Below are 14,328 nucleotides of genomic sequence, written 5' to 3'. Positions count from 1 at the left end.
CTGCCGCAACTGTGTTCCAGAGGTCACGCTATTGTGGTAAGGAAGCCACGATGATGGCGGTCAGGTACAAAGTTCAGCGGTTCCGGAGGCGGATGGCGGTCACCTGGCGGCTCAGGCGGCTGATCCCCTGGCTTGAAGTGATCACGCCGTTGCTGGCGTTGGCGGTCGCGATCGTCAGCTATCGGGCGATTTCGGGCGAGGGCGCTCCCGAACAGTTTCTGACGCCGCAGCTGGTCGCCCTGCTGCTGGTGGCCAACCTTGTACCGTTCATGGGATTAATGGTGCTCGCGGCGCGCCGGATCGCGCAGGGGCGCGCCGCGCGATCCGAACTTGGGGGCCGGGCGCGATTGCACGTTCGGCTGGTTGGCCTGTTCTCGGTGATTGCGACAGTTCCGACATTGCTCGTCGTGATCTTCGCCTCGCTACTCTTCCAGTTCGGCATCGAATTCTGGTTTTCGGACAAGGCGCGCGTCGTGCTCGTCAGTGCCGAGCGGGTCGCGCAGGCTTATGTCAACGAAGGCAAAGAGCGGGTCCATGGCGAAATCGTGCCGATGGCCGATGATATCCGCAACGCGCTTGGCAGCATCAGCATCGATGATCCGCGGTTCAGCCCGTTCTTCGCGCGACAGGTTGCCTACCGCAACCTGTCGGAAGCCGCGATCATCAGCGTGGGGCGTGATCAATCGCTGCAACTTATCGCGCTTGCAGACCTGGACAAGCGCCCGCTTCTCAAGCGGCTGCCGTTGGCGGCGCTGCAATTCATGCAAGGCGGTCAGCCGCGGATCACGGCCGAGGCTGGCGACCGCATCGAAGGCTCGATCCTGATCGATCGGGCCAGCCAGACCTATCTTTATGTTTCACGCAAATCCGATCCGGTGGTGTTGGCGCAAGCCGCGCGTGCGCGATCGGCGCTTGGCGATTATGTCGCTCTGGTCGATCGCGCACGCGCCTTGCAGGTTCGGTTCAACATCACGCTGATGTTCGTCTCGCTGATGATCCTCGGCATCGCCATCTGGGTGGCTATAACGGTTGCCGATCGCCTGGTGCGGCCGGTCAACGAACTGGTGGCCGCTGCGCGGCGGGTGGCCGCGGGGGATATGTCGGCGCGGGTGAAGCCATCGCCCAAGCAGGATGAGATCGGTTCGCTCGGCAGCGCATTCAACCGGATGACGCGCAAGCTGGGCGAGCAGACGGGGGCGTTGATCGAAGCGAACACCCAGCTCGAAAGCCGCCGGTCCTTCATGGAGGCGGTGCTGTCGGGCGTGACTGCAGGCATCATATCGGTTGACGACCGGCGCTGCATCACGCTCGCCAACACCTCGGCCAAGGCGATATTGAAGCTGCCGAACTCGATCGACGGCCTCGCTTTGGCGGACGTGTCGGCGGAGATGGACCGGCTGCTCGATGGCGGCAACCGCGAAATGGTGGCGCAGCTTATCGTCGACGGCGAACCCAAGACACTGGCTGTCCGCTGCGTCAGCGACGAATCCGGCCATATCCTGACCTTCGATGACATCACTCAGCGGCTCGCCGATCAGCGCCGTGCGGCCTGGGCAGACGTTGCGCGCCGTATCGCGCACGAGATCAAGAACCCGCTGACGCCGATCCAGCTGGCCGCGGAGCGGCTGCAGCGCCGATATGGCAAGGAAGTCACCTCGGATCCGGCCGTATTCGAACGGCTGACCGCAACAATCATCCGCCAGGTGGGCGATATGCGCCGGATCGTCGACGAATTCTCGTCGTTCGCGCGCATGCCCAAGCCCACGTTCCGCGAAGAGGCGATCGTCGATATCGCGCGGCAGGCGATGTTCCTGCACGAAGTCGCCCACCCGACGATCAGCTTCAGCCTGGATAGCGATCAGGAAAATCCGTTGATGGTGTGCGATCGCCGGCAGTTCGGCCAGGCGCTGACCAATATCGTCAAGAACGCGGTCGAGGCGATCGAAGAGAATCGGAGTCAGTCGGCGCCGGGCGTGATTGCGATGACGATCCGCGTTGTCGACGGTCGGTTGCGGCTGGTGGTGGCGGATAATGGCCCCGGGTTACCACCCGAACGCGAGCGGCTTACCGAACCCTATATGACAACCCGCTCGCGCGGAACGGGCCTGGGCCTCGCGATCGTCCGCAAGATCGTCGAAGACCATTTCGGTGCGATCGCCTTCCGCGATCGGCCCGGTGGCGGGACTTTGGTCGAACTCGATTTCAACCTGGAAACGCTTCGCAGCCTGGCCGGCAATGAAGATGATTCTGACGATTTGGTCGAAGATACGCGCCTTCCGGCGCTCAACAGAAGTGGGAACGGCTAGATCATGGCGCTTGAGATTTTGATCGTCGATGATGAGGAAGATATCCGCGATCTAGTCGCCGGTGTGCTGGAGGATGACGGTTATGCCGCGCGGACCGCGGCGAACAGCGACGCGGCACTGGCGGCGATTGACGAGCGGCGGCCTTCGCTTGTGCTGCTCGATGTCTGGCTGCAAGGGTCGCGGCTCGACGGGCTCGATTTGCTCGACGAAATCAAACGCCGGGATTCAACGCTGCCGGTGCTGATGATCTCGGGGCACGGCAATCTCGATACGGCGGTCGCCGCGATCCGGCGGGGGGCCACCGATTTCATCGAAAAGCCATTCGAGGCCGAACGTCTGCTCATGCTCGTCGGGCGTGCCACCGAGACCGAGCGGCTGCGCCGCGAAAATGCGACGCTGCGGGCCCAGATCGGGCAGGAGGATGAACTTACCGGCAATTCGGCGGCGATCAATACGATTCGTGCGACCTTGAAGCGAGTCGCGGCGACCGGCAGCCGTGTCCTCATCAGCGGCCCTGCGGGCGTGGGCAAAGAGGTTGCGGCGCGATTGCTTCATCTGTGGAGCCACCGGGCACAGGCGCCCTTCATTATCGTCAGCAGCGCGCGGATGGAGCCTGAACGGGTCGAGGAGGAATTGTTCGGCCTTGAAGAAAATGGCGAGCTGATCCGATCGGGTTTGCTTGAACGCGCGCACGGCGGCACCCTTTTTCTCGACGAGATCGCGGATATGCCGATGACCACGCAGGCAAAGATCCTGCGCGTGCTGACTGAGCAGGCGTTCAACCGGGTCGGCGGACAGCGGATCGTCAAAGTCGATGTTCGGGTCGTCTCGGCAACGTCGCGCAACCTGGCCGAGGAGATTGCCGCCGGTCGCTTCCGGGAGGATCTCTATTATCGGCTGAATGTTGTCCCGGTTCATATCCCGGCATTGAACGAGCGGCGCGAGGATATCCCGGCCCTGATCGATCATTTTGTCGCGCGCTTTGCGTCCGAGCGCCGGGTGCCGACGCCGCAGGTCACGGAGGATGCTGTGGGTGTGCTTCAGGCATTCGACTGGCCGGGCAATGTCCGGCAACTTCGCAATATCGTCGAACGGACGATCATATTGGCGCCGGGCGATCGCATCGGTCGGATCGAACTCGATATGCTGCCGGCCGAGATCTTGAGCGATCAGGTGCGGATGTCGCCTGGCGAAGCCGCGCGATCGATTATGGGCACGCCATTGCGCGAGGCACGCGAAAATTTCGAACGCGAATATCTGCGCGTCCAAATACGGCGCTTTTCGGGGAATATTTCGCGTACGGCCTCGTTCATCGGCATGGAGCGGTCGGCCTTGCACCGTAAACTCAAGACCTTGGGCCTTGTCGATCCGCGCGATGATGATTCCGAATAAATGCTGCGTCTGCGAGATGGACGGATCGATTTGCAGGCGATAAGATGCCCCTGCCTCCGCACCCGGCGGCAGGTGCACGATGCCATGCAACGGCGCAATAGCGGGCTATGATCCGCCAAGACCGGAGACCGGCAAATGGCCGATAAGGTCAATAACTTGCAGGATATTTTCCTGAACTCGGTCCGCAAGACCAAAACCCCCGTCACGATGTTCCTCGTGAAGGGCGTGAAGCTCCAGGGGATCATCACCTGGTTCGATAACTTCTCGGTGCTGTTGCGCCGCGATGGACAATCGCAGCTGATCTACAAGCATGCGATCTCAACGGTAATGCCCGCGCACCCGGTGGACCTTTCGGATATCGAAAAGACCTTCGAGGATCGCAAATCGCATCTTTTGCAGGATGTTTTCCTATCGGCGGTGCGGCGCACGCGTGAACCGGTGACAATGTTCCTGGTCAATGGCGTGATGCTTCAGGGCGAAATCGCGGCTTATGATCTGTTCTGCATGCTGTTGCGCCGCGATGGACTGTCGCAGCTCGTTTACAAGCATGCGATCTCCACCGTTCAGCCGGCGCATCCGCTGAATCTCGCCGAAATCGACGGTGACGACGACGACACGGACGACGATTGAGCGTTTTTGATCGCGAGGACGATGAGGGGTTGAGCCGCGGCGCACGGGCGCTGGTGGCTCTCCCCGAACGTGCGGGCGATAGCCAGCGCAGCGCCGAATCGCGCCTGGACGAGGCCGCCGGTCTGGCGGCCGCGATCGGGGTCGATGTCGTTGAGCGGCTGTCGTTCCGCGTCCGCGATCCCAAACCGGCGACCTTGTTCGGATCGGGGCAGGTCGAACAGATCGCCACGGCTGCGCGCATGGCCGAGGCCGAATTGCTGATCGTCGATGGTGCGCTCACGCCGATCCAGCAACGCAATCTTGAAAAGTCGGTCAACGCCAAGGTGATTGATCGGACCGGTCTGATCCTCGAAATTTTTGGCGAGCGGGCGGCGACCGCCGAAGGGCGGCTGCAGGTCGAGCTTGCGCATCTCGATTATCAGGCGGGGCGCCTGGTCCGCAGCTGGACCCATCTTGAGCGGCAGCGCGGCGGCTTCGGCTTCCTCGGGGGCCCCGGCGAAACGCAGATCGAGGCGGATCGCCGGCTGATCCGTGATCGCATGGCAAAGCTGCGCCGCGAGCTCGAGCAGGTCCGCCGCACGCGTGGCCTGCACCGCGCCCGGCGCCAGCGTGCGCCCTGGCCGGTCATCGCGTTGGTCGGCTATACCAATGCCGGCAAATCGACCCTGTTCAACCGGATGACGGGTGCGGCGGTGATGGCTGAGGATCTGTTGTTCGCGACGCTTGATCCGACGATGCGGCAGATCACGCTGCCCGGTATCGACAAGGCGATCCTGTCCGACACGGTGGGCTTCGTTTCCGATCTTCCCACACAGCTGGTGGCGGCGTTTCGGGCAACGCTCGAAGAAGTGACGGGTGCCGACCTGATTGTCCATGTCCGCGACATCGCCCACCCCGACAGCGACGCGCAGGCCGCCGACGTTCTCGATGTGCTGGGCGAGATCGGCGTCGGACCCAAGGCGCCCGAAGTGCTGGCGGGCGAGGGCGCGCCGATCCTCGAAGTGTGGAACAAGGTCGACAGGCTCGGACCAGATGAACGCGTTCGCGTCGAGGGCGAGGCGGCACGCCGCGATGATGTCGTGCTGCTCTCGGCCTTGTCGGGCGAAGGCGTGGATGCCCTGCGGCGGATCGTCTCCGATCGGCTGAGCGGAGGCAAAAGGGTGCGGACGCTGTCGGTGGATCTTGCAAACGGAGCCGGCATGGCCTGGTTGCATGCCCATGGCGAAGTGCTGGGGCAGGAAGTCGAGGGCGATCGCATGATCGTCGAGGTCAGGCTGTCGGATACGGATATGGACCGTTTCGATTCACGGGGCTGACGACGTACTTCTCCCCTCTCGGTCTTACTTTGCAACGGATGCGCGCTGCGTCATATTCATTCCGTAGGAGGGCCTATGGTGGACATCCAAGTCTATCGCGACAGCCATTTTGTCGGCGTGAAGGCGGTGTGGGAGGAAGCATTTCCCAATGATTCTCCGTGGAACCGCGCGGAGGTCGCCATAAGGCAGAAGCAGGCTGTCCAGCCCGACCTGTTTCTGGTCGCGGTTGATGGCGGCGAAGTCATTGGCACGATCATGGCCGGCTATGACGGGCACCGTGGCTGGCTCAATTATGTGGCGGTGCGGGGATCCCACCGCGGCAGTGGCATCGGTGCCGCGCTGGTCGAAGCCGCCGAAACCCGCCTTCGGGAAATGGGATGCACCAAGATCAATCTGCAGGTCCGCATGGCAAACCGCGCGGTCACCCGCTTTTATGAGAATATCGGCTACGGCTTCGATGACGTTCTGAGCATGGGGAAACGGGTCGCCGGCTGAGGTGATTGCCTTTTCCCCCTCGATTGAAGGGAGAATGTGAAGCCTTCAATTCTTGCTTTCGCGCTTCGCCCGTTGCCACAGCGCCTCTTTCTCGTCGAGCGTCAGGCCTGCGAAGGCATCGCCGGCCATGCCCTCCATCGCGCGGAAGCGCGCCTCGAATTTGGCGTTGGCGCCGCGCAGCGCGGCCTCGGGATCGATCTTCAGGTGGCGCGCCCAGTTGACGACCGCGAACAGAAGATCGCCAATCTCTTCGGCCTGATCTTCCGGTGAACGGGCCTCCAGGACTTCGGCTATTTCCTCGTCGATCTTCGCGCGCGCACCGCGATCGTCGGGCCAGTCGAAGCCGGTACGGGCCGCCCGCTTCTGGATCTTCTCGGCGCGCAGCAGCGCGGGGAGGGCGAGCGCAACACCCGCAAGCGCGCTATCGTCGTCATGGGCGCTGCGTTCGGCGGCCTTGATCTCTTCCCAGCCCGGGGATTCGCCGTCGCCGAAAACATGGGGGTGGCGGCGCACCATCTTCGCACAGATCATGTCGATCACGTCGCCGAGGGCGAACGCGCCGATCTCTTCGGCCATGCGAGCGTGATAGACGACCTGCAGCTGCAGGTCGCCGAGTTCGTCCTTGAGCGCGGCCATATCGTCGCGTGCGATCGCATCGGCGACTTCATAAGCCTCTTCGATCGTATAAGGCGCGATCGATCGGAAATCCTGAACCTTGTCCCACGGGCAGCCATTTTCGGGATCGCGCAGGCGCGCCATGATATCGCGAAGTGGCTCGATCATGTCCGATGTCCTTTCAGGCTGTTGTAATTCGGATGAGACGCCCCGATCGCATGCCCAGATCGGGTCGTAATGCCACCGCCAGGAAAGGCAAAATCCAGATCAGCCGCATCTGATAGCGGTCGTGCGGTGTCGATATGGCACCGCAGATGATGGCATTGAGCAGCAGCGCGCCGATGGCGAATGCCAGATAGGGCAGGATCGTCCTGCGCTCGATCGGCGATCGCGCGAAAAGCACGATCGCCGCCAGCGCCACCAGCGCGAGGACCGGTGTCGCGATTTCGGTGAAACGCACCGGCATGGCTTGCCGGTAGGCGGCCGATGCCGATGTCGATGCGATGATGGGGGCCGGCAATTTCGCGTCGAACGTCTCGCGTTGGCGCTGGCCATAATTGAATTCGGCCAGCCGCCATTTTGCGATCTGCCGACCGATCGAAACCACCGTCGATTTCGCAAGTGCCATTGGCCGATCGACGGCAACGCCGGCGACGAATGCGAATTGTTCGGCGGCAATCGCGCGTCGATCGCGCGGTGGCACCGCCGAGAAGATGCCGGTATTCGGATCGTGGTTCCACAGGAAGGTGTCGCTGTCCATCGGCAGCCGGTGCAGATAGTTGCACAGCCGCAACCCGGCGGCTGGGCAATGCGTCCTCAGATAGCCTTCGCCCGGGCCGTCCGCCGTGAGCCGCGCGGTAAGAAACGGCACGTCGACCGGGCCGGCGCCGGTGGCTTCGCGCACCGCCAGGTGAAAAATGGCCTGTCCTGACAGCGCCAACAGCAAGGTCGCGAGAATCGCGATCAGGCGCGATCGACCGTCTGCTTCGGGCGAACGTCCCGATCGTAGCAGGAGCGCGGCAAATCCCGACGCGATGATCACGACATGCAGCGCGTGGAACAGCAGGGCAGCGGTCAACAAGCCAAGCCAGAATCCCCGCTCTTTCCGGGTCAGCACGCGCCACAGCAGGCCGAGCTGGCAAAAGGCTATCACGGCCAGCGGCAGAAAGATGTCGGGCATCATGTAGCCGGCGAAATAGCCGGCGGGGCCAAGCCCGATCACGACGGCCATCACCAGCACCGTTCCGATACTGGGCGGGGCTTTTCCCAGTGCCCGTGAAATCTGCTCGACGCCAAGCGTGATTGCCGTTGCCGTCAGCACGATCTGGACGATCGCTGCGCCCCAGAAATTGCCGAACAGGCAGGAGAGATAGAGCAGCATGCCGTAATAGACCGATCGCCCATTGATGGTCACAGGCAGGTCGGCCGCATCGCGCGGCTGATGGTCGGTCGATGAAGATGGCGCCGTCGGCTCGGCATGCTCGTAACGCTCTAGGAAGGTGCCGGTCCACATCGTCCGGATGCCGGTTAGCTTGTAGATCGCCGCATCGGCGCCGCGCACATAGGTTGTGGTATCGCTCATCATGAACGGCTGGCCGTTGCGCAGGGCGGGCAGCAGCAGCACGATGCTCAGCAGCAATATGGAAAGCAGCCTGATCTTCATCCCGTCCATTCGAAACATTGCAGAATATGAGGGCTCCGAATCACGGACATTAGGGCTGCCCATATGATTGATAGGCGATTGCCGATCGTTTTACGAAGCGCGGATTAATGATCGTCATCTCCGGTGATGACAGATATGCGCTGGCTGGTTATCACCGGCCCTATGCAGCCAGATATCGCGGTCATCCTCCCCTGTTACAATGAAGAGGCGGCGATCGCCGCGACCATAAAGGGCTTCGCCGCGGCGTTGCCCGACGCTCGCATATATGTGTTCGACAACAATAGCCGGGATCGCACGGTGGAGGTTGCACGGGCGGCTGGTGCCATCGTGCGGACCGAGCGGATGCAGGGTAAGGGCCATGTCGTGCGCCGGATGTTTTCGGATGTCGAAGCCGACATCTATGTGATGGCCGATGGCGATGCGACCTATGATGCCGCCGCGGCGCCGGAGATGATCCGCATGATGCTCGATGAACGGCTCGATATGGTGGTCGGCGCGCGCCGCTCCGAAGTTGAGGAAGCCTATCGGCGCGGCCACCGGTTCGGTAATGCGATGCTGACGGGCATATTGGCGCGCCTGTTCGGCACCAGCTTCTCCGATATATTGTCGGGCTATCGGGTCTTTTCACGCCGGTTCGTGAAGAGCTTTCCGGTTCTGTCCGAAGGTTTCGAAATCGAAACCGAAATCAGCGTCCATGCGCTGGAGCTGCAGATGCCGGTCAGCGAGCTGGTGACGGCCTATGGCGCGCGGCCCGAGGGATCGGTCTCCAAATTGTCCACCTATCGCGATGGCTGGCGGATATTGCGGACGATCGGAACGCTGTTCCGGCTCGAAAGGCCGGTTCTGTTCTTCGGCGCGATCGGTGTCGCGCTCGCCCTGCTGGCGATCATCCTGTCGATCCCGCTCGGCATCACTTATTGGCAGACCGGCCTCGTGCCGCGCCTGCCGACCGCCTTGCTGTCGACCGGCCTGATGATCATGGCGGTGCTCAACGGCTTTTGCGGGCTGATCCTCGACACGGTGGTGCGCGGGCGGCGCGAGGTTCGCCGGCTCGCTTATCTGAGCTTTCCGGCCCCCGGGCATACCGATCGCTGAGCCCCCGACCGGGGCCGCGATGCGGCCGGTTGCGGCCCCGCTCGCCATATTCGGCATCATTCTGTTGGTGGCCGACCTGTGCCTGTGGCGCGGCTTCGCCCGATGGGATGACGAACTTTATCATCTTATGCGGCTCGATCCCGCCAGTCCCTATGCCCCGATTGCGATTGTTCTGACGAGAATCGGCGGGGCGGCAGCGCTGATTCCCGTGGGGCTGCTGGCAATCGCCCGATTGGCGATGACGGGCCGAATGCGCGTTGCAATCTGGCTGTTTGCGACCATCGCCAGCGGACGGATTCTCGTCGAACTGATCAAGATCGCAGTCCATCGTCCGCGTCCGCTGCTGGTCGAGCGGCTGGTGCTCGTCGATTCGGCGAGCTTCCCGAGTTCGCACAGCGCGGGCGCGATGCTGACGGGCGTTGCGCTCGTGATCGCGTTCAACCGTGGTCCGCGCTGGGTGGCCGCCGCGATGGGCTTTGCTGGGGCTGTCGGGCTGAGCCGGATCGGGCTTGGCGTCCACTGGCCGAGCGACGTTCTGGCCGGCTGGGGATATGGGCTGCTGTGGACGGGCGGCGCAATATTGCTTGCCGACCGAAAGCCGTGAACCTTTTTCGGGCGAGGCCGTTACGCCACCGTGACTGACTCTCCGCTGCCGCTGATCGTGAACCGCGCCGGGGGCGCTGCTGCCGCGGCCGGCGATGCCCTTGCCGATACCTTGACGGCGGCGTTTGCGAAGGCCGGGACGGCGATCGATCTTCATCTGATCGAGGGCGCGGACATTCCCGACACCTTTCGCCGTCTGGCCGGGCACGGAAGGGTGGTGGTCGCAGGCGGCGACGGCACCATGGCCTGTGCGGCGGAGGCCGCGCGCGGAACCGATACCGAAATCGCGTTGCTGCCGCTCGGTACGCTCAACCACCTTGCCCGCGATCTGGGTGTTCCGGCGGAAATAGATGCGGCTGCAAAGCTCGCCGTTGATGGTCGGGCGGTCGCGATCGACGTCGGTGACGTCAACGGACGCCGCTTCGTCAACAATGCCTCGATCGGCGTCTATCCCGAGATGGTCCGCAGTCGGGATGACACCCGCGAGCGTACGGGCTGGCCGAAATGGCTGGCGACGGTTCCGGCCGCATGGCAGGTGCTCTCGCGGTTGACGCATCACAGGCTGCACGTCGACATGGGCACCGGCGCGCAGCCCCTGGTCACACCCTTGCTGTTCGTCGGCAACAATCATTACGCGCTCGACGCGGGTGAAGTCGGTCGGCGACCATCGCTGTCCGACGGAAAATTGTCCGTTTATGCGGTCGCGCATCGCTCCCGGATAGGTCTCATCTGGTTTGCGCTGCGCGCGCTGGCAGGCCGGGCCGATCGGAAACGCGATTTCGTGGCGATCGGCGATTGCGAGGCGCTGACGGTGTGGTCGTCCGGCAGTTCGATCGAGATTGCGCTGGACGGAGAGCTGCTGCGGTTGCAATCACCGCTGCGATTCAGCATCGAGCCGGGTGCGTTGAACGTCGTCGCCCCCTGATCCTGGGCAGCAATTTGGGTGCCGAATACACAGCGGCATATCAAAATGCCCCTATCTACCAGATTGTGAATGTGGAAATCCGTTGCCTGATCCGATCGAGGAGGGCACGGGATTTGCCGCTTTGTCCGAACGCCCTCGGGAGGCGGGCATCGATGGGCCGGAGTCGGGTGCGGGGGCTAGCGACGGAATGGGAAGGGCCTTGCGACGGCAAGGAGATGCGTGGTGACGAATATGCTCGAAGAGTTCAGGACAATGTCGCCAGGCGACATCGCATCGCATGTCGAGCGCGTGCCGCTCGGGCAAGTGATGGCGGTGGCCGAAGCGGCGACGCTCGACGCCCATGGCCGGAATGTCACTTACTCGCGCAAGGTCTTCATCCCGCTCACGAAATTGTGCCGCGATGTCTGCCATTATTGCACCTTCGCGACGACGCCGGGCCATGTCGGTAACGCCTATCTCAGCCGCGACGAGGTTCTGGCCATCGCCCGCGCGGGTGTGGCGGCCGGATGCCGCGAGGCGCTGTTCACGCTCGGCGACAAGCCCGAAGCACGATATGCCGCGGCCCGCGATGCGCTCGATGCCGCCGGCCATGCGACGACGCTTTCCTATCTCGGTGCGATGGCGCGTGCGGTGCTCGATGAAACGGGGCTGCTGCCGCACTTAAATCCCGGGCTCATGGATGCCGAAGATTATGCGGCGCTGCGCCCGCATGCGGTGTCGATGGGGATCATGCTGGAAACGGCGTCCGATCGGCTCGGTGTGCGCGGCGGGCCGCATTTCGGATCGCCGGACAAGGCGCCGGCGCTGCGGCTGGCGGCGATTGAAGCTGCGGGCAGGGCGAAGGTACCCTTCACCACCGGCCTGCTGATCGGCATCGGCGAGACCCGCCTGGAGCGGATCGAGGCGCTGGTGGCAATCCGCGATCTGCACGCCGAATACGGGCATATTCAGGAAGTCATCATCCAGAATTTCCGGGCGAAGCCGGATACGAAGATGGCCGATCATCCCGAACCGCCGCTCGAGGAGCATCTGTGGACGATCGCGATGGCACGGCTGATCCTCGGCCCGGCGATGACGATCCAAGCGCCGCCGAACCTGCATCGCCCCGATGAACTGGCGGCGTTGCTGCGCGCCGGCGTCAATGATTGGGGCGGCGTCTCCCCGGTGACGCCCGATCATGTCAATCCCGAGGCGCCGTGGCCGCATCTCGAACTGCTTGCCGATGCGACCGAGGCGGCGGGGCGGTTGCTCACCCAGCGACTGGCGATCGGGCCGGCTTATGCGCTCGACGCCGATCAGTGGCTCGATGCCGGGCTGGTGACGCGGGTGCGTCGCGCGATCGATGCGCGCGGCCTGCCGCGGAATGACGATTGGTTCCCCGGGCATGGCGATGTGGTGCCGCTGATCGGCCTCGGCGGATTACAGGAACCGTCGCCCCGGATTGCGGAGATCCTCGACAAGGTGAAGGCCGACAATCGGCTCGACGAGCGGGATATCATCGCACTGTTTCGCGCCGATGGTGACGATGTCGTGGCGATCGCCGGTTTTGCCGATCGGCTGCGGCGTGAAATGGCGGGCGATATCGTCTCCTATGTCGTCAACCGCAACATCAATTACACCAACATCTGCCTCTATCGCTGCGGTTTTTGCGCCTTTTCCAAGGGCAGCACGCGCGAGATGCGCGGGCCGGCCTACAAGCTCGATTTCGAAGAAGTCGGCCGACGCGCGGCTGAAGCCGTCGAACGCGGGGCGACCGAGGTCTGCCTGCAGGGCGGCATCCATCCCGAATATGACGGCAACACCTATCTCAATGTCCTGAACGCCGTTCGTGCCGCCGCGCCCGATATTCACATCCACGCCTTCTCGCCGCTCGAGGTGACGCATGGCGCGCAGACGTTGGGCCTGCCGCTCGAGGATTTCCTGAGTCGGCTGAAGGCGGCCGGGCTGTCGACCTTGCCGGGCACGGCGGCCGAGATTCTCGATCCCGAAGTGCGCGCAATCATCTGTCCCGACAAGGTCAGCGCCGACGAATGGATCGAGGTGATGCGCACCGCTCATGCCGTGGGCCTGCGTACCACCGCGACGATCATGTTCGGCCATGTCGATGAATATCGCCACTGGGCGCGTCATCTGCTGCGCATCCGCGCGCTGCAGGAGGAGACCGGCGGCTTCACCGAATTCGTGCCGTTGCCGTTCGTCCATATGGAGGCGCCTTTGTGGCGCAAGGGCAAGGCGCGCTCGGGCCCCAGCTACCGCGAAACCGTGCTGATGCACGCGATCGCGCGGATCGTGCTGCATCCGATCATTCCGAACATCCAGGTATCGTGGGTCAAGCTCGGCGCCGATGGCGCCGCCGCGATCCTGAACGCCGGCGCCAACGATCTGGGCGGCACGCTGATGGACGAATCGATCACGCGGGCGGCCGGCGGCATCAATGGTCAGGAATATGGCCCGGCCGAGATGGTGGCGCTCGCCGCGTCGATTAGCCGGCCGTCGCGGCAGCGCACGACCTTGTACGGGCAGATTGCCTCGCCAGAGCCAATCGACGCCCAATAATCCTTCGCCGGCCTGCCCGCGGGGCGGGTGGCACAGCATAGAACAGGAGCAATCATCATGGAAAACCAGCAGATCGTCGCCGTCGTCGGCGGCACGGGCGCGCTTGGCGCAGCCATTGCCGGGCGCCTGGCCAAGGCCGGCATCGCGATCGTCATCGGTTCGCGCTCGGCCGAAAGCGCCCAGGCGACCGCCGATGCGATCGGCCATGGCGCACGGGGCATGAGCAACCCGGATGCGGCGGCCGCCGGCGATGTCGTGATCGTGACGGTGCCGTTCGCGGCCCAGGCTTCGACGATGGCCGATATCGCCCCGCATGTCGGCGGCAAGATCGTGGTCGATACCACCGTGCCGCTGGTGCCGCCGAAGGTGATGCGTGTGCAGCTCCCGCCCGAGGGATCGGCCGCGGTGCGGGCGCAGGGGATGCTGGGTGAGGATGTGCGGATGGTCTCGGCTTTCCACAATGTCGCCGCGCACAAGCTGGCAACCGATGCCGATATCGGCTGCGACGTGCTGGTGTTCGGCGATGACAAGGCCGCCCGCAGCGTGGTCGTCGGCCTTGCCAATGCCGCGGGTCTGCGCGGACTTCACGCCGGTGCACTCGCCAATTCGGCGGCGGCTGAGGCGCTGACCTCGATCCTGATCTTCCTCAACAAGACCTACAAGGTTGACGGCGCCGGCATCCGCATCACCGGTGACCTCATCGATCCGGAGGCATAGGGTCGCAGCCGGTCG

At 63.6% G+C, this 14,328-nt stretch carries 12 protein-coding genes; 10 read left to right on the top strand and 2 right to left on the bottom strand.

The features are described from left to right. Positions 1 to 50: 50 nt before the first annotated feature. The 5 genes from BLS13_RS10165 to BLS13_RS10145 all read left to right on the top strand — a co-directional run bounded on the left by BLS13_RS10165 (position 51) and on the right by BLS13_RS10145 (position 6,139). Positions 51 to 2,306 carry a sensor histidine kinase gene (locus BLS13_RS10165; protein WP_093451839.1) on the top strand — a complete coding sequence of 752 codons (2,256 nt, stop codon included), beginning with the start codon at positions 51 to 53 and terminating at the stop codon, positions 2,304 to 2,306. Positions 2,307 to 2,309: 3 nt separating this feature from the next. Next, positions 2,310 to 3,698: a nitrogen assimilation response regulator NtrX gene (locus tag BLS13_RS10160; RefSeq protein ID WP_093451837.1), complete on the top strand. Its 1,389-nt coding sequence runs from the start codon at positions 2,310 to 2,312 to the stop codon at positions 3,696 to 3,698. A 135-nt stretch (positions 3,699 to 3,833) separates the two neighbouring features. Continuing rightward, entirely contained in the window at positions 3,834 to 4,328 is a 495-nt protein-coding gene (gene hfq, locus BLS13_RS10155) for an RNA chaperone Hfq (RefSeq protein WP_093451836.1), read from the top strand. Beyond that, positions 4,325 to 5,644 carry a GTPase HflX gene (gene hflX / locus BLS13_RS10150; RefSeq protein WP_093451834.1) on the top strand — a complete coding sequence of 440 codons (1,320 nt, stop codon included), beginning with the start codon at positions 4,325 to 4,327 and terminating at the stop codon, positions 5,642 to 5,644. The genes hfq and hflX overlap by 4 nt, the downstream gene beginning before the upstream one ends. A gap of 75 nt (positions 5,645 to 5,719) precedes the next feature. Continuing rightward, positions 5,720 to 6,139 (top strand): GNAT family acetyltransferase, encoded by a 420-nt coding sequence (locus tag BLS13_RS10145; RefSeq protein WP_093451833.1) that lies wholly within the window; start codon positions 5,720 to 5,722, stop codon positions 6,137 to 6,139. 45 nt (positions 6,140 to 6,184) lie between these two features. Here the strand turns inward: BLS13_RS10145 and mazG are convergent, their stop codons facing one another. Together mazG and BLS13_RS10135 are read right to left on the bottom strand one after the other, a co-directional pair. Further along, on the bottom strand, positions 6,185 to 6,922 hold the full coding sequence (gene mazG, locus BLS13_RS10140) for a nucleoside triphosphate pyrophosphohydrolase (RefSeq protein WP_093451831.1): 738 nt from the start codon (positions 6,920 to 6,922) through the stop codon (positions 6,185 to 6,187). A 13-nt stretch (positions 6,923 to 6,935) separates the two neighbouring features. Beyond that, the gene (locus BLS13_RS10135; RefSeq protein ID WP_143011930.1) at positions 6,936 to 8,417 is read right to left on the bottom strand and encodes a hypothetical protein; all 1,482 of its coding nucleotides are present in this window, start codon (positions 8,415 to 8,417) and stop codon (positions 6,936 to 6,938) included. 135 nt (positions 8,418 to 8,552) lie between these two features. Here BLS13_RS10135 and BLS13_RS10130 point away from each other — a divergent pair, with 135 nt between their 5' ends. The 5 genes from BLS13_RS10130 to npdG all read left to right on the top strand — a co-directional run bounded on the left by BLS13_RS10130 (position 8,553) and on the right by npdG (position 14,313). Beyond that, positions 8,553 to 9,512, top strand: a complete 960-nt coding sequence (locus BLS13_RS10130) for a glycosyltransferase family 2 protein (protein ID WP_256325802.1) — start codon at positions 8,553 to 8,555, stop codon at positions 9,510 to 9,512. Between the two features lie 19 nt (positions 9,513 to 9,531). Further along, entirely contained in the window at positions 9,532 to 10,116 is a 585-nt protein-coding gene (locus BLS13_RS10125) for a phosphatase PAP2 family protein (RefSeq protein WP_093451828.1), read from the top strand. Between the two features lie 30 nt (positions 10,117 to 10,146). Further along, positions 10,147 to 11,040, top strand: a complete 894-nt coding sequence (locus tag BLS13_RS10120) for a diacylglycerol/lipid kinase family protein (RefSeq protein ID WP_093451827.1) — start codon at positions 10,147 to 10,149, stop codon at positions 11,038 to 11,040. 252 nt (positions 11,041 to 11,292) lie between these two features. Beyond that, positions 11,293 to 13,596 (top strand): 5-amino-6-(D-ribitylamino)uracil--L-tyrosine 4-hydroxyphenyl transferase CofH, encoded by a 2,304-nt coding sequence (gene cofH / locus BLS13_RS10115; RefSeq protein WP_256325816.1) that lies wholly within the window; start codon positions 11,293 to 11,295, stop codon positions 13,594 to 13,596. A 57-nt stretch (positions 13,597 to 13,653) separates the two neighbouring features. After that, positions 13,654 to 14,313, top strand: coding sequence for an NADPH-dependent F420 reductase (gene npdG / locus BLS13_RS10110; RefSeq protein WP_093451823.1), 660 nt, complete (start codon positions 13,654 to 13,656; stop codon positions 14,311 to 14,313). The last annotated feature ends 15 nt before the right edge of the window (positions 14,314 to 14,328 follow it).

The sequence above is a fragment of the Sphingomonas sp. YR710 genome, from assembly GCF_900101455.1.
In the GTDB taxonomy this organism is placed as follows: Bacteria; Pseudomonadota; Alphaproteobacteria; order Sphingomonadales; family Sphingomonadaceae; genus Rhizorhabdus.
The sequence above is the reverse complement of the archived record's forward strand: the minus strand, read 5'-3'. Positions and strand labels throughout refer to the sequence as shown.